Annotated in this window: 17 protein-coding genes; 9 read left to right on the top strand and 8 right to left on the bottom strand. The window is 74.8% G+C overall.

Annotation, left to right across the window (positions count from 1 at the left end; all coding sequences use genetic code 11):
• Positions 1–65: 65 nt before the first annotated feature.
• Positions 66–428 (top strand): DUF742 domain-containing protein, encoded by a 363-nt coding sequence (locus GA0070214_RS13655; protein ID WP_091262733.1) that lies wholly within the window; start codon positions 66–68, stop codon positions 426–428.
• Positions 409–1,026: a GTP-binding protein gene (locus tag GA0070214_RS13650; protein ID WP_091262730.1), complete on the top strand. Its 618-nt coding sequence runs from the start codon at positions 409–411 to the stop codon at positions 1,024–1,026. The genes GA0070214_RS13655 and GA0070214_RS13650 overlap by 20 nt, the downstream gene beginning before the upstream one ends.
• A gap of 19 nt (positions 1,027–1,045) precedes the next feature.
• On the opposite strand, the gene GA0070214_RS13645 is transcribed toward GA0070214_RS13650, so the two are convergent.
• The 5 genes from GA0070214_RS13645 to GA0070214_RS13625 are packed head-to-tail and all read right to left on the bottom strand — an operon-like array spanning position 1,046 to position 8,562.
• On the bottom strand, positions 1,046–2,134 hold the full coding sequence (locus GA0070214_RS13645; protein ID WP_091262728.1) for a uroporphyrinogen-III synthase: 1,089 nt from the start codon (positions 2,132–2,134) through the stop codon (positions 1,046–1,048).
• On the bottom strand, positions 2,134–2,472 hold the full coding sequence (gene nirD, locus GA0070214_RS13640) for a nitrite reductase small subunit NirD (RefSeq protein ID WP_091262725.1): 339 nt from the start codon (positions 2,470–2,472) through the stop codon (positions 2,134–2,136). The genes GA0070214_RS13645 and nirD overlap by 1 nt, the downstream gene beginning before the upstream one ends.
• On the bottom strand, positions 2,469–4,982 hold the full coding sequence (gene nirB / locus GA0070214_RS13635; RefSeq protein WP_091262724.1) for a nitrite reductase large subunit NirB: 2,514 nt from the start codon (positions 4,980–4,982) through the stop codon (positions 2,469–2,471). The genes nirD and nirB overlap by 4 nt, the downstream gene beginning before the upstream one ends.
• The gene (locus GA0070214_RS13630) at positions 4,979–6,457 is read right to left on the bottom strand and encodes an FAD-dependent oxidoreductase (RefSeq protein WP_091262722.1); all 1,479 of its coding nucleotides are present in this window, start codon (positions 6,455–6,457) and stop codon (positions 4,979–4,981) included. The genes nirB and GA0070214_RS13630 overlap by 4 nt, the downstream gene beginning before the upstream one ends.
• Positions 6,454–8,562 (bottom strand): molybdopterin oxidoreductase family protein, encoded by a 2,109-nt coding sequence (locus tag GA0070214_RS13625; RefSeq protein ID WP_091262720.1) that lies wholly within the window; start codon positions 8,560–8,562, stop codon positions 6,454–6,456. Before GA0070214_RS13625 ends, GA0070214_RS13630 begins: the two co-directional genes overlap by 4 nt.
• A 148-nt stretch (positions 8,563–8,710) precedes the next feature.
• On the opposite strand from GA0070214_RS13625, the gene GA0070214_RS13620 reads away from it, so the two are divergent.
• The 7 genes from GA0070214_RS13620 to glmM all read left to right on the top strand — a co-directional run bounded on the left by GA0070214_RS13620 (position 8,711) and on the right by glmM (position 14,116).
• A complete protein-coding gene (locus GA0070214_RS13620) occupies positions 8,711–9,406 on the top strand; it encodes a class I SAM-dependent methyltransferase (protein ID WP_091262718.1) in 696 nt (231 codons plus the stop codon).
• 78 nt (positions 9,407–9,484) lie between these two features.
• A complete protein-coding gene (locus GA0070214_RS13615) occupies positions 9,485–9,745 on the top strand; it encodes a DUF6364 family protein (protein ID WP_091262716.1) in 261 nt (86 codons plus the stop codon).
• Positions 9,735–10,028: a type II toxin-antitoxin system PemK/MazF family toxin gene (locus GA0070214_RS13610; protein ID WP_091262715.1), complete on the top strand. Its 294-nt coding sequence runs from the start codon at positions 9,735–9,737 to the stop codon at positions 10,026–10,028. Before GA0070214_RS13615 ends, GA0070214_RS13610 begins: the two co-directional genes overlap by 11 nt.
• A gap of 122 nt (positions 10,029–10,150) precedes the next feature.
• On the top strand, positions 10,151–11,524 hold the full coding sequence (locus tag GA0070214_RS13605) for an MFS transporter (RefSeq protein ID WP_208602752.1): 1,374 nt from the start codon (positions 10,151–10,153) through the stop codon (positions 11,522–11,524).
• A 191-nt stretch (positions 11,525–11,715) separates the two neighbouring features.
• Positions 11,716–12,159, top strand: coding sequence for a 50S ribosomal protein L13 (rplM, locus tag GA0070214_RS13600; RefSeq protein WP_091262713.1), 444 nt, complete (start codon positions 11,716–11,718; stop codon positions 12,157–12,159).
• Positions 12,160–12,179: 20 nt separating this feature from the next.
• Positions 12,180–12,644 (top strand): 30S ribosomal protein S9, encoded by a 465-nt coding sequence (gene rpsI, locus GA0070214_RS13595; RefSeq protein WP_088991922.1) that lies wholly within the window; start codon positions 12,180–12,182, stop codon positions 12,642–12,644.
• A 116-nt stretch (positions 12,645–12,760) separates the two neighbouring features.
• Positions 12,761–14,116, top strand: a complete 1,356-nt coding sequence (gene glmM / locus GA0070214_RS13590) for a phosphoglucosamine mutase (RefSeq protein ID WP_091262711.1) — start codon at positions 12,761–12,763, stop codon at positions 14,114–14,116.
• Between the two features lie 34 nt (positions 14,117–14,150).
• On the opposite strand, the gene GA0070214_RS13585 is transcribed toward glmM, so the two are convergent.
• The 3 genes from GA0070214_RS13585 to GA0070214_RS13575 are packed head-to-tail and all read right to left on the bottom strand — an operon-like array spanning position 14,151 to position 17,978.
• Positions 14,151–16,973, bottom strand: a complete 2,823-nt coding sequence (locus GA0070214_RS13585) for an FtsX-like permease family protein (RefSeq protein ID WP_091262709.1) — start codon at positions 16,971–16,973, stop codon at positions 14,151–14,153.
• Positions 16,974–16,995: 22 nt separating this feature from the next.
• Complete coding sequence (locus tag GA0070214_RS13580; protein ID WP_091262707.1) at positions 16,996–17,742, bottom strand: ABC transporter ATP-binding protein; 747 nt, start codon at positions 17,740–17,742, stop codon at positions 16,996–16,998.
• A gap of 2 nt (positions 17,743–17,744) precedes the next feature.
• Positions 17,745–17,978 (bottom strand): hypothetical protein, encoded by a 234-nt coding sequence (locus GA0070214_RS13575; RefSeq protein WP_091262705.1) that lies wholly within the window; start codon positions 17,976–17,978, stop codon positions 17,745–17,747.
• Between the last annotated feature and the right edge of the window lie 76 nt (positions 17,979–18,054).

Here is an 18,054-nt window from a genome sequence, read left to right as displayed (position 1 = left end):
CGGCCGTCCGGTGACCTGGTGATCCGGAGCCTGGCGGGCTCCGTACGAGGGGAGGTGATCGCGAGATGGAACCACGACGAGATCCGCGTGGCGCGCTGGTGCGGCCGTACGCGGTCACCCGTGGCCGCACCGAGCCGTTGCAGAACATCGCGCTCGAGGCGGTGCTGTCCTGCACGCCCACCCAGTCGGCCGAGGCGCGGTTCGCCGGGCACGACAAGTACCGCATCGCCTCGGTCTGTGAGGGCCGGGCACAGTCGCTGGCGGAGATCGCCGCTTACACCCGGATGCCGCTGGGCGTCACCCGGGTGCTGGTCGCCGACATGGTGGCCGAGGGCCTGCTGACGCTACACACCGCCGCTCCCGCCACAGGGTTCGCGGCGCGGATGAACCTGCTTGGAAGGGTGCTAAGTGGACTTCGCGAACTATGACCCCGCGGGGGCGAACCGCAGCCGGGAGATCATCTCCGCGAAGATCGTCATCGCGGGCGGCTTCGGGGTGGGCAAGACGACCCTGGTCGGCGCGATCTCCGAGATCCAGCCGCTGACCACCGAGGCGCTGATGACGGCGGCCGGCGTCGGCATCGACGACCCGTCGAAGGTGCCCGGCAAGGAGACCACCACGGTCGCCATGGACTTCGGCCGGATCACCATGGCCGAGGACCTGATCCTCTATCTCTTCGGCACGCCGGGCCAGACCCGCTTCTGGTTCATGTGGGACGAGATCATCCGGGGCGCGGTGGGCGCGGCCGTGCTGGTGGACACCCGCCGGATCACCGACGCCTTCGCGCCGCTGGACTACTTCGAGAACCGCAACCTGCCGTACGTGGTGGCGCTGAACCGGTTCGACGACGCGCCGCAGTACGAGTTGGAGGAGGTCCGCGAGGCGCTGGCGATCTCGCCGGACGTGCCGCTCGTGATGTGCGACGCTCGGCGGCGCGACTCGGTCAAGCAGGTGCTGGTGACCGTTGTCGAGCACGCCATGCTCCGCCTCCAGGCCGAGCACGGCTTCGCGGCCCCGGTCGGCTGATCCTCCGCCCGGTGGCGGGTCAGTCGACCCGCAGCCGGTAGCCGCGCTTGACCACGGTCTGCACCACGCGGGGGGCGTCGAGCCCGACCCGCAGGCGGGCGACCGCCATCTCCACCGCGTGCTCGTCCGCGCCCCGGGGCAGGGTACGCAGCAGGGCGGTCCGGGACAGCACCTTCCCCGGCGCGGCCGCGAGCGCCCGCAGCACCGCCATGGGCGCCGGCGCGAGCGGGCGCAGCTCGCCGTCCACCACCGCGGCGTGGCCGCGCAGGGTCAGCAGGTGCCCGCCCGCCTTCACGGTCACCGTCCGGCGGGGCAGCTCGTCGACGATCGTCCGGACCAGGGCGCCGAGCCGGGCCCGGTTCGGTGCGCTCACCGGCACCCCCCGCCGCACCAGCGGCTCGGCGGTCACCGCGCCGACGCAGCCGGCCAGCACGTCCCCGCGCAGCGCCGCCAGCACCGTCTCGGTACGGTCACCGGCCGCCCGCAGCAGCGCCTCGGCCGCCGGGGCGGAGGTGAACGTGACGGCGTCGACCATCCGCCCGGCGACCAGGTCGATGAGCCGGTGCAGCGGCGCCGGGTCGGTGGGCGGCGCCCAGCGGTAGACCGGCACCTCGATCACCGTGGCCCCGGCGGACTCCAGCGCCTCGGTGCACTCCGGCTGCCGCTCCCCGTGCAGTTGCAGCGCGACGACCTGGCCGGCCACCCCGCGCCGGACCAGGTGCTCGACCACCTCGTCGCAGCTCTCCGAGGCGGGGGACCAGTGCTCGCGCAGCCCGGCCGCCCGGATCGCCCCGGTGGCCTTGGGACCGCGCGCCACCACGTACGACCGGGACAGCACGCCGCGCAGCGGCTCCGCGAGCCCCCAGCCCTCGGCCGCCTCCAGCCAGCCGCGCATCCCGATCCCGGTGTTGGCCATGAGCACGTCCGGCGGGCGCTCCAGGCAGGCCCGGGTGGCCTCGCGCAGGTCGGTGTCGTCGGCCAGCGGCACGATCCGCAGCGCCGGGGCGAGCACCACCCGCGCACCGCGGCGCTGGAGCAGGGCGGCCAGTTCGTCGCGTCGCCGGTCCGCGGTGACCCCGATGGTGAAGCCCGCCAGTTCCTCGCGCATCACTCCTCCTGTCGCAACCGCACCTCGACGAGGCCGTCCCGGCAGCGCACGTCGTGCCGCCGCAACGCCACGTCCGGGAGGTCCAGGCACCGCCCGGTGGTCAGGTCGTAGACCTGCTTGTGCAGCGGGGAGGCGAGCGTCGGCAGGCCGCCGCGGCTGCCCACGATGCCCCGGGACATCACCTGCGCGCCGCCGACCGGGTCGAGGTTGTCGACCGCGTACAGCTCGTCGCCGGTGCGGAAGAGCGCCACCTGCACACCATCGACCAGGGCGGCCACGCCCCGGTCCGGGTCCAGCCGGTCCAGCGGGCAGACGGCCGTCCAGTCCAGCGTCCTCATCGCCGTACCCCCGGAAGGCCCAGCGCGACCGGCTGGCGGCGGCCGTCGGCGCCCCGGGTGGGCACCGGCTGGCCGCGCTCCACGGCGAAGGTGATGGACGGGTCGGGCACGTCGGGGGCGTTGACGAAGGACGTGAAGCGGCGCAGCCGCTCCGGGTCCTCCAGCACGTCCCGCCACTCGTCGGAGTAGCCGGCGACGTGCCGCGCCATGGCCGCGTCGAGATCGGCGCAGAGCCCCAGCGAGTCGTCCACGAGCACCGACCGGAGGTGGTCGAGGCCGCCGTCCATCGCCTCGATCCAGGCGGCGGTGCGCTGCAACCGGTCGGCCGTGCGGATGTAGTAGATCAGGAACCGGTCGATCAGTTGGATCAGCGCCTCCGTCGACAGGTCGGTGGCGAACAGGTCGGCGTGGCGGGGCCGGAAGCCGCCGTTGCCGCCGACGTAGAGGTTCCAGCCGGTCTCGGTGGCGATGACGCCGAAGTCCTTGCTCCGGGCCTCGGCGCACTCCCGGGCGCAGCCGGAGACCGCCGACTTCAGCTTGTGCGGGGCGCGCAGCCCCCGGTACCGCAGCTCCAGCGCGACGGCCAGCCCCACCGAGTCCTGCACCCCGTACCGGCACCAGGTCGCGCCGACGCAGGACTTCACCGTGCGGAGCGCCTTGCCGTACGCGTGGCCGGACTCGAAGCCCGCGTCCACCAGCCGGCGCCAGATCTGCGGGAGCTGTTCGACCCGGGCGCCGAACAGGTCGATCCGCTGGCCGCCGGTGATCTTGGTGTAGAGCCGGAAGTCCCGTGCCACCTCGCCGATCACGATGAGCTTCTCCGGGGTGATCTCACCGCCCGGGATCCGCGGCACCACCGAGTAGCTGCCGTCGCGTTGCAGGTTGGCCAGGAAGTGGTCGTTGGTGTCCTGAAGGGACGCCTGCTCGCCGTCGAGCACGTGCCCGGTGCCCAGCGAGGCGAGGATCGAGGCGACCACCGGCTTGCAGATGTCGCAGCCGCGCCCGCGCCCGTGCTCGGCGATGAGCTGGGAGAAGGTGCGGATGCCCCGGACCCGGACGATGTCGAACAGCTCCTGCCGGCCGGTGTCGAAGTGCTCGCAGAGCGCCCGGGACTGCGCCACCCCGGCCGCGTCGAGGAGCTGCTTGAGCATCGGCACGCAGGAGCCGCAGCTCGTGCCGGCCCGGGTGCACGCCTTGAGCGCCGGCACGTCGGTGGCCCCGCCGGCGATCGCCGCGTCCAGATCGGCCCGGGTCACCGCGTTGCAGGAGCAGACCTGCGCGGCGGCCGGCAGCGCACCGGCCCCGGCGCCCGCGCCGCCCGCCGGGGCCAGCAGCGCCAGCGGGGGAGCGGGCAGCGGGCCGCCGACACTCGCCCGCAGCGTCGGGTACGCGCTCGCGTCGCCCACCAGCACGCCGCCGAGCAGCGTCGTCGCGTCGTCGGAGAGGACCAGCTTCGCGTACGCGCGGGTGGCCGGGTCGGTGAAGGTGACGTCGAGGCAGCCCGGGGAGACGCCGTGCGCGTCGCCGAACGAGGCCACGTCCACCCCGAGCAGCTTGAGCTTGGTGGCGGTGTCGGCGCCCGGGAAGGTGGCCGCCCCGCCGAGCAGCCGGTCGGCGACCACCTCGGCGGTCGCGTAGCCGGGGGCGACCAGGCCGTGACAGGTGCCCTCCACGGCGGCGCACTCGCCGACCGCCCAGATCCGCTCGTCCGCCGTCCGGCAGCCCGCGTCGACCAGCACGCCGCCGCGCGGGCCGAGCGGCAGGCCGGCCGCCCGGGCCAGCTCGTCCCGGGGCCGGATGCCGGCGGCCACCACGACCAGGTCCGCCCCGACCGTGCGCCCGTCGGCGAGCTCCAGCGCGCCGACCGTCCCGTCCGGGCCGGGGCGCAGTGCGCTGGTGGCCACCCCGAGGTACGTCGTGACGCCCAGTTCCTCGACGTAGCGGCGGAGCATCGCCCCGCCCGCCTCGTCCACCTGCACGGGCATCAGCCGCGGCGCGAACTCGACCACGCTGGTGGCGAGGCCCAGCAGGCGCAGCGCGTTCGCCGCCTCCAGGCCGAGCAGCCCGCCCCCGATCACCGCACCGGTGCGCCGGCCCGCCGCGTGTGCCCGGATCGCCGCCAGGTCGTCCAGCGTCCGGTAGACGAAGACGCCCGGCAGGTCCGTGCCGTCGATCGGGGGTACGAACGCCGACGAGCCGGTGGCCAGCACCAACGCGTCGTACGGGTGCTCGCCGCTCGCGGTCCGTACGATCCGCCGCGCCCGGTCGACGGCCAGCGCCGGCTCGCCCAGCCGCAGCTCCACCCCGTCGTCGGGGCTGTGCAGGTTCAAATCCTCGGCGCTCACCCCGTCGAAGAAGGCGGAGAGCCGCACCCGGTCGTACGCCGGCCGCCGCTCCTCGCCGAGCACCGTGACCCGCCAGCGCCGCTCCTGGTCCCGGGCCCGCAGCGCCTCGACGAAGCGCTGCCCGACCATGCCGTTGCCGACGACCACCAGCCTGCCGCCGCTCATCCCGCCACCTCCACACGGTCCGTACTCGGTTCCTGGTGTCCCGCCGCCGGATCCACCTCGGCGAGCCAGCCGGCGATGCCGGCCACCGCGTCCCGGCAGCCGCCGCACCCGGTGGCCGCCCGGGTGGCCGCGGACAGCTCCGCGGCGGACCGGGCGCCGGCGCGCCAGCACGCCACCAGCGCGCCCTTGCTCACGTCGTTGCACTGGCACACCGTGGCCGCGTCCGGCATCAGCGCCGGGGACGCGGCGGGGGCGGCCGGTGCGGCGCCGAACGCCCGCCCGAGCAGCAGTGAGCGCCGGTCCGACGGCACCGGCGCGCCCCGGTCGAAGAGCTGCACCACGGTGCCGACCGCCGGGTTGTCGCCGAGCAGGATCGCCCCGGTCAGCCGCTCGTCGCGGATCCGCAGCCGGGCGTACGTGCCCCGGGCCGGGTCGGCGAAGGTCAGCTCCTCGACCGGCCCGCCCCCGTCCGGCGCGCCCGCCGCGTCGCCCATCGCGGCCAGGTCGATCCCGGCCGCCTTGAGTCGGGTGACGACCGGCCGGGGCCGGTAGCGGACCAGCGGGTCGGCGCCGGTCAGCACCTCGGCCACCACCCGGGCCTGCGCCCACGCCGGGGCGACCAGCCCGGTCAGCGTGCCGTTGTGCTGGGCGCAGTCGCCGATGGCCGAGATCCGCCGGTCGCTGGTCCGCATCCGGTCGTCCACCACCACGCCCCGGTCCACGGCCAGCCCGGCGGCGGCCGCCAGGGCGGTGTCGGGGCGTACGCCGCAGGAGAGGACCAGCAGGTCGGCTGTGAGGGAATCGCCGTCGCCGAGGTCGAGGCGGATCCCGTCGGCGTCGGCGGCCACCCCGGTCGCCGTGACGCCCAGCCGGGTGCGTACCCCGAGCCCGCCGAGGGTGCCGGCGAGGACCGCACCGGCCGGCTCGTCGAGCTGCCGTTCCATCAGGTGCCCGACGGGATGCACCACGGTCACGTCGAGGCCCCGGGCGGCGAGCCCGCGGGCCGCCTCCAGCCCGAGCAGCCCGCCGCCGAGCACCAGCGCCCGGCGGGCGCCCCGGGCGGCGGCGAGGATCCGCCGGCAGTCGTCCAGGGTGCGGAACGGGACGACCCGGTCGGGCAGCGGCTCGAGCCCGGGCAGCGGTGGCACGAGGGCGCGGCTGCCGGTGGCCAGGACCAGGTGGTCGTAGCCGTGCCGGTCGCCGTCGGCGGTGCGTACCTCCCGCGCGGCCCGGTCGATCGCGGTGACCGCGGTCCCGGTGCGGACGTCCGCGCCCTGCCCGGCGACCTCGACCAGCTCGACGTCCGGCTCGCCGATCTTCCCGGCGAGCAGGGTGGAGAGCAGGATCCGGTTGTACGCCCGGTGCGGCTCCGCCCCGAGCACGGTCACCTTCCGGTCCCCGCCCCGGGCGTGCAGCTCGGCGGCGAGGCGGGCGCCCGCCATGCCGTATCCCACGATCACGATGCGCTCGGTCATGCCTTCTCCACCCGGACGGCGCAGATCTTGAACTCGGGCATCCCGGAGACCGGGTCGACGGCGTCGTTGGTGACCGTGTTGGCCCGCGCCGCGCCGGGCCAGTGGAACGGTGCGAAGACGGTGTCCGGCCGGATCGCCGGGCTGAGCCGGGCCGGGGCGCGCAGCTCGCCCCGGCGGGAGACCACCCGGACCTCCTCGCCCTCGGCCACCCCGAGCCGGCCGGCCAGGTCGGGGTGCAGCTCGACGAAGCCGCCGGGGGCGGCCCGGCGCAGCGCGGCGACCCGCCGGGTCTGCGCGCCGGACTGGTAGTGGGCGAGCACCCGGCCGGTGGTGAAGTGCAGCGGGTAGTCGGCGCAGACCGGCTCGGCGGCCGGCCGGTGGGTCACCGCGCGGAACCGGGCCCGGCCGTCCGGGGTGGGGAACCGGTCGGCGAAGAGGCGCGGGGTGTCCGGCCCGTCCTCGTCGGGGCAGGGCCAGAAGACGCCCGTGTCGGCGTCGATCCGGTCCCAGCTGACCCCGGCGTAGTCGGCCGGCCCGCCGGCCGAGGCCCGGCGCAGCTCCGCGAAGACCGCCGCCGGGTCGGTGGGGAACCCGCCGGGCGCGTCGAGGCGGGCCGCCAGCCCGGCCAGGACGGCCAGGTCGGTGCGGACGCCGGCGGGTGGTTCGCGCAGCGCGCGGCGGCGCAGCACCCGACCCTCCAGGTTGGTCATCGTGCCGTCCTCCTCGGCCCACTGGGCGACGGGCAGCACCACGTCGGCCAGGTCGGCCGTCTCGGAGCGGAGGAAGTCGGCCACCACCAGCAGGTCCAGGTCGCGCAGCCGGGACTCGACCCGGGCCGCGCGGGGGGCCGACACCACCGGGTTGGAGCCGAACACCAGCAGGGCGCGGGGGCCGTGCGCGGTGCCGAGCGAGTCGAGGAGCTGATAGGCCGGTACGCCCGGTCCGGGCAGCGCCGCGGGGTCGACGCCCCAGACCCCGGCAACGTGTTCGCGGGCCGCCGGGTCGTCGATCCGCCGGTAGCCGGGGAGCTGGTCGGCCTTCTGCCCGTGCTCCCGGCCGCCCTGCCCGTTGCCCTGCCCGGTGAGGCAGCCGTAGCCGGAGCCGGGGCGGCCGGGCAGGCCCAGGGCGAGCGCCAGGTTGATGAACGCGGTGACGGTGTCCACGCCCTTGGCGTGCTGTTCGGCGCCCCGGGCGGTGAGGATGATCGCGCGGTCCACGGTGGCCAGTGCGCGGGCGGTCGCCTCCAGGTCGGCCACCGGCACCCCGGAGAGCCGTTCCGCCTCGGCCGGCCAGCAGCCCGCCACGGTCCGCCGGACCTCGTCGAAGCCGGTGGTCCGGTCGGCCACGTACGCCCGGTCGAGCCAGCCCTCGGTGAGCGCGATGTGCAGCAGCGCGTTGGCCACGGCCAGGTCGGTCCCGGGCAGCGGTTGCAGGTGCAGGTCGGCCTGGCGGGCGGTGGCCGTGAGCCGCGGGTCGACCACGATGAGCCGGCCGCCGCGCTCGCGCTGGTCCGCGAGGTGGCGCATGAGCGGCGGCATGGTCTCGGCGGGGTTCGCGCCGACCAGCAGCAGGGTGTCGGCCCGGCCCAGGTCGGCCAGGGGGAAGGGGAGTCCCCGGTCGACACCGAAGGCGCGCAGCCCGGCCGCCGCGGCCGAGGACATGCACCAGCGTCCGTTGTAGTCGATGTGCCGCGTGCCCAGCGCCACGCGGGCGAACTTGCCGAGCGCGTACGCCTTCTCGTTGGTGAGCCCGCCGCCGCCGAAGACCGCGACGGCGTCCCGCCCGTGCCGCTCCTGGATCGCCCGCAGCCCGGTGGCGACCAGGTCGAGTGCCTCGTCCCAGGCCGCCGGGCGCAGCTCACCGCCGGGCCGGTCGCGGAGCAGCGGGGTGGTCAGCCGGTCCGGGTGGTCGAGCAGGTCGGCGGCGGTCCAGCCCTTCTGGCAGAGGCCGCCGCGGTTGGTGGGGAAGTCCCGGGCCGCCACCTCGACGCCCTCTCCGTTCTCGCGGAGCACCATGCCGCACTGGAGGGCGCAGTACGGGCAGTGCGTGGCCGCCTCCCGGGGCGGAGACCCCGGTTGCGTCGCCAGGCGTGCACCGTCTGTCATGTCGGAAAAGCGTGCCGGGGGGCGGTTTCCGGTCCGGGTCCCTTCTGTTTCGGTCCTGTCAAGAGCACCTCACACCGCACGGGAGTGACGAGCCGGTCGGCAGGGCTTAGAATGTGGGACAGATATCTCGAATAATGGGAGGCGCGCGATGAGTGTGGCGGACGCGTTCGACGCGGTGGCGGGCAGCTACGACACGGCCCGGCGCCGGCTGGTGCCCTGCTTCGACGCCTTCTACGGCACGGCCGTCGAGGTGGCCGCCCCGCCGCTGCGGGCGGCGCTCGCGTCGGGGCGTACCCCCGAGGTGCTGGACCTGGGCGCGGGCACCGGCCTGCTCTCCCTGCTGCTGGCCGCGGCGGTCCCCGGGGTGCGGCTCACCCTGGTCGACGGCGCGCCCGGCATGCTGGCGGTCGCCACCGGCCACCTGGCCGCCCGCGGGGTGCCGCACCGCACCGTGCTCGCCGACCTGGCCGACCCGCTGCCCGCCGGCCGCTACGACGCGGTGGTCTCCGCGCTGGCCATCCACCACCTGGGCGACGGCGGCAAGCGGGCCCTCTACCGGCGGGCGGCCGAGGCGCTGGCGCCGGGCGGCGTCTTCGTCAACGCCGAGCAGGTGGCCGGCCCGACCCCGGCCCTCGACCGGCGCTACGACGAGGTCTGGACGGCCCGGATCACCGAGCTGGGTTCGGACGCCGCGGAGATCGCCGGGGCACGGGAGCGGATGCGACACGACCGGCCCGCGCCGGTGGCCGACCAGTGCCGGTGGCTCATCGAGGCCGGTCTGGTCGACGTGGACTGCTTCTTCAAGGAGTGGCGGTTCGCGGTGTTCGGGGGCCGCCGTCCCTGAGCGTGCCCGGCTGTCCGGTTCGGCGACGGGTGCGAGCGGGGATGACTGGCGGTCATACCAGTGGGTAATCTGTCCGGCATGACCGCCAAGGTGACACTGTCGTTCTCCGACGAGACGATCGAGGAGGCGCGCCGGTTCGCCAAGCGGGAAGGGCTCTCCCTCTCCGCCTGGATGGACCAGGCCGCCCGGGAGAAGGCGCTGCGCGAGGTCTTCACCGCGCACGCCGAGGCGGTCGCCCGCGCCGGCCTGGACCTGGAGTCGGCCGCGCTGGCCGACGCCCGGGAGGCCGCGCTGGTCGACGACGCGCTGTTCGGCGGCGGGCGCCCGAGTGCTGCGTAGGGGAGAGGTCTGGCGCATCTCCGGCGCCCGGGAACGGCTCGGCCTGGTCATCAGCTCCGACGTCTACAACTCCACCGCGGTGCCCATCGTGATCGTGGTCGAGGTGGTCGAGGAGTCGCTGCTGCGCGACTCGCCCCTGGCCGTGCCCATGGGCACCTACGTGGTGATGCCCGACCGGCTTTCCTCGCCCATGAAGAAGTGGTTCACCGAGTGCGTCGACGTGGCCGACACCGAGACCATGCAGCGGGTCGGCCGGGCGCTGCGCATCCTGCAGGAGATCTGAGCGCCTCACCGTCGCCCGCCGGCGGACGTGCGATCTCCGTATCGCCACCGACCCGCGGCGGGCACGGCCGGGTAACCGCCCGTTCCTAGCGTCCCCCTCGTCATCGACGAGGAGGAGTCGCCGTGAGCACGCTCGCTTCCCCCGGCACCCTGGCCCCGGCCGAGGCCGGACGCCCGGGACGGATCACCGAATGGCGCCCCGAGGACCCCCGGTTCTGGGCCACGACCGGCGCGCCGGTCGCCCGCCGCAACCTGTACGTCTCGATCTTCGCCGAGCACGTGGGCTTCTCGGTGTGGAGCCTCTGGTCGGTCATGGTGCTCTTCCTGGGCCCCGAGTACGGCATCGACCCGGCCGGGAAGTTCCTGCTCACGGCCGTGCCGGCGGCGCTGGGCGCGGTGCTGCGGCTGCCGTACACCCTGGCGGTGGCCCGGTTCGGCGGGCGGAACTGGACCATCGTGAGCGCGCTGCTGCTGCTGGTGCCGGCCGTGCCCATGGCGGTGCTGATCGAGCCCGGCGTGTCGTACGCCACGCTCATGGTGCTGGCCTGCCTGACCGGCGTCGGGGGCGGCAACTTCGCCTCCTCCATGGCGAACATCAACCTGTTCTTCCCCGAGCGCCTCAAGGGCCGCGCGCTCGGGCTCAACGCCGGCGGCGGGAACCTCGGCGTGCCGGCCGTGCAGCTCGTCGGGCTGGCGGTGCTGGCCACCGCCGGAGCCGCGTACCCCCGGCTGGTGCCGGCGGTCTACCTGCCGCTGATCGTGCTGGCGGCGCTCGCCGCGGCGCGCGGGCTGGACAACCTCCCGGGGGCGCGCAACGAGCCCGGCGCGCTGCGCGCGGCGGCCCGCGACCCGCACACCTGGGTGATGTCCCTGCTCTACATCGGCACCTTCGGCTCGTTCATCGGCTTCGGCTTCGCCTTCGGCCAGGTGCTCCAGCTCCAGTTCCACGACCGGTTCCCGACCCCGGTCGACGCCGCCTGGCTGACCTTCCTGGGGCCGCTGATCGGGTCGCTGGTCCGGCCGTTCGGCGGGCAGCTCGCCGACCGGCTCGGCGGGGCCCGCGTCACCTTCGCGAACTTCGTGGCCATGGCCGCCGGCGCCGCCCTGGTGCTGTACGCCGCCCGGGACCGGTCCTTCCCGCTCTATCTGGCCGGGTTCCTGGCGCTCTTCGTCTTCTCCGGGATCGGCAACGGGTCGACCTACAAGATGATCCCGGCGATCTTCCGGGCCCGGGCCGCCGCCGAGGCGGAGCTGACCGGGGACCGGGAGGCCGCCGAGCGGCGGGCCCGGCGGCTCTCCGGGGCGCTCATCGGCATCGCCGGGGCGGTGGGCGCCTCGGGCGGCGTGCTGGTGAACGTGGCGTTCCGGCAGTCGTTCCTGGCCTCCGGCACCGCCGACGCCGCCTACCTGGCCTTCATCGGCTGGTACGCGCTCTGTTTCCTGGTGACCTGGGCGGTGTACCTGCGGCCGGGGCCGCGTAAGCTGGCCGGCGTGTGACCTCCGCCATGGGAAAGGCGCAGGCCACGCGGGGTGACACCCCGTTTTGACCTGCCGCCGGGCGGCCGGGTATCGTTGCCTGCTGTTGTACGACATTCTTAGGCGTGCCGCATCAGGTACGCTTGGTCGTTCGTGCGCGCCTGGTCACCTCGGCGCGCGACCCCAGACCGACGACGAGACAAGGTAGACCTGTGCGTACGTACAGCCCGAAGCCGGGTGAGATCGAGCGTCAGTGGCACGTCATCGACGCCTCTGATGTCGTGCTGGGCCGCCTCGCGACCCACGCCGCCACGCTGCTGCGTGGCAAGCACAAGCCGACTTTCGCGCCGCACGTCGACACGGGCGACTTCGTCGTCATCGTGAACGCGGGCAAGGTCGCGCTGACCGGCAACAAGCGCCAGACCAAGATCGCTTACCGGCACTCCGGCTACCCGGGTGGCCTCAAGCAGGTCGGCTACGACGAGCTGCTGACCAAGCGGCCCGAGCGGGCCATCGAGCTGGCCGTGAAGGGCATGCTCCCGCACAACAAGCTGGGCCGCCAGATTCTCAAGAAGCTGAAGGTCTACGCCGGTGCCGAGCACCCGCACGGCGCGCAGCAGCCGGTGCCGTTCGAGATCAAGCAGATCGCGCAGTGAGCGCGGGCGAAGGAAGCAGCATGACCGACATCACCGCCACCGAGGTCGCCCCCGAGGCCACCGAGGCGCCGGCGCCCGTCGCGCGCGCGCCTCGTGGCGACCGCCCGATCCAGACCGTGGGTCGGCGCAAGGAGGCCATCGTCCGGGTCCGCATCGTCCCGGGCAGCGGCAAGATCACCTGCAACGGCCGCGACCTCGAGGCCTACTTCCCGAGCAAGGTGCACCAGCAGCTCATCAAGGACCCGCTGGTCACCGCCGAGAAGCCCGAGGCCTTCGACGTGATCGCCAACCTGCGGGGCGGCGGCACCACCGGCCAGGCCGGCGCGCTGCGGCTCGCCATCGCCCGGGCGCTGATCGTCAGCGAGCCCGACGACCGCCCGGCCCTCAAGAAGGCCGGCTTCCTGACCCGTGACGCCCGGGTCAAGGAGAGCAAGAAGTACGGCCTCAAGAAGGCCCGTAAGGCTCCCCAGTACTCGAAGCGCTGATCACCACCAGCGCCTTGTACTTCTGACGGACGGCCGGGTCCGCCTCCCACGCCGGGAGGTGGCCCGGCCGTTCCGCTTTCTCCTCTCAACGGCAGTTCCATCGGAGGTTGGCGGGTATGGGCCGGTTGTTCGGCACGGACGGCGTACGCGGGCGGGCGAACGCGGATCTCACCCCGGAGTTGGCGCTCGCGGTGGCGGTGGCCGCCGCCCACACGCTGGCCGAGACCGACAAGAGCCATCCGCCGCTCGCCGTGGTGGGCCGGGACACCCGGGCCAGCGGCGAGATGCTGGAGGCCGCCGTGGTCGCCGGGCTGACCAGCGCCGGCGCCAACGTGGTCCGGGTCGGCGTGCTGCCCACCCCCGCCGTGGCGTTCCTGACCGCCGAGGCCAAGGCCGACCTGGGCGTCATGCTCTCCGCCTCGCACAACCCCATGCCGGACAACGGCATCAAGCTCTTCGCGGCCGGCGGGCACAAGCTGCCCGACGAGATCGAGATGCGCATCGAGGCCGCCGTCGAGGCGAACGCCACCACCGCCTGGGAGCGCCCGATCGGCGCCGGGGTCGGCCGGGTGCACGACCTGCTCGACGGCGCCGACCACTACGTCCAGCACCTGGTGGGCACGGTGCCGCACCGGCTGGACGGCATCAAGGTCGTGGTCGACTGCGCCAACGGCGCGGCCGCCGAGGTGGCCCCCGTGGCGTACCGGGAGGCCGGCGCCGAGGTGATCGCCATCTACGCCGAGCCCGACGGTCTGAACATCAACGACGACTGCGGCTCCAACCACATCGACGCGCTGCGTGCCGCCGTGGTCGAGCACGGCGCGCACCTCGGCATCGCCCACGACGGCGACGCCGACCGCTGCGTCGCGGTCACCGCCGACGGCGAGGAGGTCGACGGCGACCAGGTCATGGCGATCCTCGCCCTGGCCATGCGGGAGGCCGGCGAGCTGACCCAGGACACCCTTGTCGCCACCGTGATGAGCAACCTCGGCCTGCGGCTGGCCATGTCCGCGCAGGGCATCCGGCTGGTCGAGACCAAGGTCGGCGACCGGTACGTGCTGGAGGAGCTGCGCGCCTCGGGCCTCGCGCTCGGCGGCGAGCAGAGCGGACACATCGTGATGCCGGCCTACGCGACCACCGGCGACGGCGTGCTCACCGGCCTGCACCTCATGTCGCGCATGGCCGCCACCGGCAAGTCCCTCGCCGACCTGGCCGGCGTGGTCACCAAGCTGCCCCAGGTGCTGATCAACGTGCCGGTCGGCGACCGGACCGTCGGCGCCGCCGCGCCGGCCGTCCGCGCCGAGGTGGAGCGGGCCGAGGCCGAGCTGGGCGAGACCGGCCGCGTGCTGCTCCGCCCGTCGGGCACCGAGCCGCTGGTCCGCGTCATGGTCGAGGCCGCCACCGAGGCGACCGCCCGGTCGGTGGCCGAGCGCATCGCCGAGCAGGTCCGCAGCGCCAGCCCGGTCGCCTGACCGATCGCCCGGGCGGCGCTGGCGGGTGCCCTGGTCACTCCTCGGCCAGCAGGCGTGCGGTGGGTAGCCGGCGCAGCAGCGCGGCCGGCGCCAGCGCCGCGCCGGCGGTGAGCAGCGCGCCGCCCGTCCCCGTCAGCGCGGCGACCAGCACCAGCGCGCCCGGGACGTCCCCGACCAGCCAGGCCGCGCCGCCCGTGCCCAGCCCGGCGCCGGCGAGCGCGCCGAGCCCGCCGAGCAGCAGCCCCTCGTAGCCGACCAGCCGGCCGAGCGCGAGGTCGGTCCAGCCGGTGGCGCGCAGGGTGGCCAGCTCGGCCGCCCGGTCCCGGATGTTGAGGTAGAGCACGTCCGCGACCGCGGCGGCGCCGAGCAGCACGGTGGCGCCGGCGGCCAGCGCGTCGGCGCCGCGCACGCTCAGCGCGACCGTGTCACCGAGCAGGGTCCCGACGATCGCGCCCCGGAACGCGTACCCGACGGCGGCCACCAGGGTCAGCGCCGCCACGCCGATGGCCAGGGCGCCGGCACCGAGCAGGGTCCGCCCGGGCGTGCGGACCAGGTTGGCCAGCGCCAGCCCGAACAGGGTGCGGGGCCGGCGTATCCACCGGGCGGTGGCGACCTGCGGGCGGAGCGCGGCGGCCGGGTGGGCGCGCGCCGCCCGCAGCGCGGGCGCCAGGCCGGCGGCCAGCGCGAGCAGCAGCGCCACCGGTACGGCGAGCGACGCCCGCCGCCAGTCGACGCCGATGCCGAGGGCGGCGCCGAGCGGTACGGCGAGCCCGAGCGACAGCAGCCCGGCGGCGAGACCGAGCAGGGCGACCTCGCCGAGGACGAGTGCCCCGAGCCGGCGGGCCGGCCACCCGAGGCAGGCCAGCACCGCCAGTTCGGAGCGGCGGTCCCGGACGGCGGCGGAGACGGCGTTGCCGAGGAAAAGCACGCAGACCACCAGCACCAACAGGAACAGCACGGCGCTCTTGCGGTCGACCGCCTGGACGATGGTGGACGCGACACCCAGCGCCGACCAGTTCTCGGTGAGCCGCAGGTCGGGGCGGCCGAACGCGCCGCCCGGCAGCTCCACGGTCCGCGGGGCGGCGGACGAGCCCAGCGTGATGTCGACGTCCAGGCCGGTCGCCCGGTTGATCTGCTCGGCGATCAGGCGGACCCGCTCCGCGGCCTGCTCGCTGTATCCGTCCACACCGGCGACCCGGACCCGGATCGCGCTGATCGGCGCGCTGCGTTGCGGGCTGTTGCTGCCCTCCAGCAGCTTCGGCACGCTGGCGAGGTTGGTGAGCACCAGTGGCGGCACCGAGAGGTAGCCGGCCGGATTGCCGCTCGGCTCCAGGGGCCGGCCGCCGAGCGCGGTACGACTGCGGTCGTCCGCACCCGCGGCGCGCGGCGCCTCGTACGTCTCCAGCGGGACCGTGCCCGCGTCGCCGAAGCCGGCCAGCTTCTCCGGGTCGAACACGCCGACGGCCTGCCACTGGTGGTACTGCGTGGATGCGCCACCCTCCTTCCCGGCGAGGGCCCGGACCGGCCGGAAGCCGGTGTCCTCGGCCAGCCAGGGCCGGGGCAGGAAGCTGTGGGTGAACTGGTTGCCGTACACCTCGGGGTCCGCGGGCGGCACCGGGTCGGCGCGCAGGGTGCCGTCCGGCAGCTCGCGGTAGGTCACCGGTCCCGCCTGGATGACCCGCTGGAGCTGGCCGCGGCAGCAGGCGTCCTCGGCGACCCCCTCCGTCAGCTGCGCCCGGTAGGCGGCGCCCGCGTCGACCTCGGCGGAGCCGGCCGGAATCCCGGTGGCGCGGCCCAGGGTCTGCTCGAGTTCGATCGCCGGCACGGTGGCCGGCCGGGCCGTGGGTAGCCGGGTGAACCGGGCGCGCACGGTGCTGTCGAAGAAGGGACGGTTGGTGACGAGCGCCGGCGCGGTACGCGTGAGCACGGTGCCGCCACGGCGCTCGGCCACCGGGTCGTCGGCCCGGACCGGCCGCCCGCTGACCACCGCGGAGTCCAGCCCCACGAGCCGGTTCTCGGCGACGGGGTCGATGGCGGCGATCAACAGCGGCACGGTCAGCTGGTAGGTGAGCACCAGGCGGTCGCTGGTGGTGGGGGCGGTGTCCGGCGTGAGCAGGCCGTCGGCCGTCTCGAACCGGCCGTCCGGCAGCAGCCGCACCGCGTTCAAGCTCCACACCTGCCGCTCCGAGAGGGTGGCGGGGCTGCCCTGCAGGGCGCCGAACATCGGATCGCAGATCGGGCGGCTCTCCCCGCTCGGTAGCACCTCCCGCGGGACGGGCCCGCACAGGTCGTCCCACTTGTACGACCGGCCGTCGGTGTACGGCGTCTGCTCGGACAGGTCGCTCCAGCGGGGGTAGATGAGGCGGTGCTTCGTCACGTACACGTAGCGTGGCTTGGCCGGCGCCGTGGAGAGGCCACGCTCGGCGACGAAGGTGGGGTCGACGCGGATCACCTGCCGGTCCAGGCTCCGGTCGACGGCGTCGGTGACGTCGAACGACATGGGCACCGGTGCGGTGGAGTGGCCCAGCATCGCGATGGGCGCGGCCACATCGATGCCGGCCACCGCCTTGACCTGCTCGTACTGGGCCGTGGTGATCCCACCGAAGAGGCCGGAGAGGTAGTTGGGGCGGACCAGCCGCCGCTCGACCTCCAGCGGGGTGCGCGTCCCCTTCGGACGGACCAGGATCTGGTACGCCGCCTCGGTGTTCCGCTCGACGGTGCCGGTGACATCCAGGCGGGAGGTGGTGGTGGCGCCGGTCAGGACGGTGAAGCCGGTGGTCGCCACCAGCACGCCGACCAGCAGCGCCACCGACCGCCCCGCACGGCCACGGAGCTGCCCCCAGATGACGTGGAACATGTCGCGCCTCCCGTGTGCCGATTCAGAGCCGCAGCCGGGTGGCGCGGTCGTAGGTGTCGGCCGGGTCCTCGCCCTCGGTGAGGTCGAGGTCCTCGACGATCCGGCCGTCGCCGAGGCGGATCAGGCGGTCACAGCGGGCGGCGACGGCCTGTTCGTGGGTGGCGAGCAGGATCGTCATGCCGTGCCGGTCGCGCAGGTCGAGCAGGAGGTCGAGGATCTGGGCGCCGGTGGTCGAGTCGAGGTTGCCGGTGGGTTCGTCGGCCAGCAGCAGCCGTGGCGCGCCCATGAGGGCCCGGGCGATGGCGACCCGCTGCTGCTGGCCGCCGGAGAGCTGGGCGGGCAGGGCGCGTTCCCGGCCGGCGAGCCCCACGGCGTCCAGCAGTTCGCGGGCGCGGGCCGCGTGATCGGCGCGCCCCCGGCGGGGCAGCACGGGCGCGATCACGTTGTCCAGCACGCTCAGCGCGGGCAGCAGGTGGTAGCGCTGGAAGACGAAGCCGACCCGCTGGCGGTACCGGGCCAGGGCTGCGCGGCGCAGCCCGGTGACCGCCACGTCGTCGACCGTCACCGTGCCCCGGTCCGCCTGCTCGATCGCGCCGATGAGGTGCAGCAGCGTGGACTTGCCGGATCCGCTCGGCCCGGTCAGCGCCACCACCGATCCCGCGGCGATGTCCAGCGACACGTCGTCGACGGCGGTGAGCCGGTCGGTGCCGCTGCGGAACTGGCGGACCAGCCCGGCGATGCGTACCCTGCTGCCCGTCGTAGCGTCCATGGTCACTCCTCTGCCAGCAGTCGTGCGGTGGGAAGGCGGCGCAACAGCGGTCGGGACGAGCGCCGCCGGGAGGCGGCGCGGGTGTGCCGTTCAACGGTGCCGGTGACGGCGAGGCGGGAGGTGGTGGCGGCGCCGGTCCGGACGACGAGGCCGGTGGTCGCCACCAGCACGCCGACCAGCAGCGCCACCGACCCCCCCGCACGGCCACGAAGCTGCCCCCAGATGACGTGGAACATTCGCGCCTCCCCGTGTGCTGACTCACACTGTGCGCGATACATTGTGACAATGCAAGGGCCCTCCGGGGCGCCTGTC

It is taken from the genome of Micromonospora chaiyaphumensis, assembly GCF_900091435.1.
Lineage (GTDB): Bacteria > Actinomycetota > Actinomycetes > Mycobacteriales > Micromonosporaceae > Micromonospora > Micromonospora chaiyaphumensis.
Note: the sequence above shows the minus strand (reverse complement) of the source record. Positions and strands in the feature narration are given on the sequence as shown.

What these genes read in the sequence shown, in the direction of transcription:
- GA0070214_RS13625 (WP_091262720.1), bottom strand. Translation starts at nt 8,562, where the DNA reads ATGACAGACGGTGCACGCCTGGCGACGCAACCGGGGTCTCCGCCCCGG.
- GA0070214_RS13655 (WP_091262733.1), top strand. Translation starts at nt 66, where the DNA reads ATGGAACCACGACGAGATCCGCGTGGCGCGCTGGTGCGGCCGTACGCG.
- GA0070214_RS13620 (WP_091262718.1), top strand. Translation starts at nt 8,711, where the DNA reads ATGAGTGTGGCGGACGCGTTCGACGCGGTGGCGGGCAGCTACGACACG.
- glmM (WP_091262711.1), top strand. Translation starts at nt 12,761, where the DNA reads ATGGGCCGGTTGTTCGGCACGGACGGCGTACGCGGGCGGGCGAACGCG.
- rpsI (WP_088991922.1), top strand. Translation starts at nt 12,180, where the DNA reads ATGACCGACATCACCGCCACCGAGGTCGCCCCCGAGGCCACCGAGGCG.
- GA0070214_RS13630 (WP_091262722.1), bottom strand. Translation starts at nt 6,457, where the DNA reads ATGACCGAGCGCATCGTGATCGTGGGATACGGCATGGCGGGCGCCCGC.
- GA0070214_RS13615 (WP_091262716.1), top strand. Translation starts at nt 9,485, where the DNA reads ATGACCGCCAAGGTGACACTGTCGTTCTCCGACGAGACGATCGAGGAG.
- nirB (WP_091262724.1), bottom strand. Translation starts at nt 4,982, where the DNA reads ATGAGCGGCGGCAGGCTGGTGGTCGTCGGCAACGGCATGGTCGGGCAG.
- GA0070214_RS13645 (WP_091262728.1), bottom strand. Translation starts at nt 2,134, where the DNA reads ATGCGCGAGGAACTGGCGGGCTTCACCATCGGGGTCACCGCGGACCGG.
- GA0070214_RS13575 (WP_091262705.1), bottom strand. Translation starts at nt 17,978, where the DNA reads ATGTTCCACGTCATCTGGGGGCAGCTTCGTGGCCGTGCGGGGGGGTCG.
- GA0070214_RS13580 (WP_091262707.1), bottom strand. Translation starts at nt 17,742, where the DNA reads ATGGACGCTACGACGGGCAGCAGGGTACGCATCGCCGGGCTGGTCCGC.
- GA0070214_RS13585 (WP_091262709.1), bottom strand. Translation starts at nt 16,973, where the DNA reads ATGTTCCACGTCATCTGGGGGCAGCTCCGTGGCCGTGCGGGGCGGTCG.
- nirD (WP_091262725.1), bottom strand. Translation starts at nt 2,472, where the DNA reads ATGAGGACGCTGGACTGGACGGCCGTCTGCCCGCTGGACCGGCTGGAC.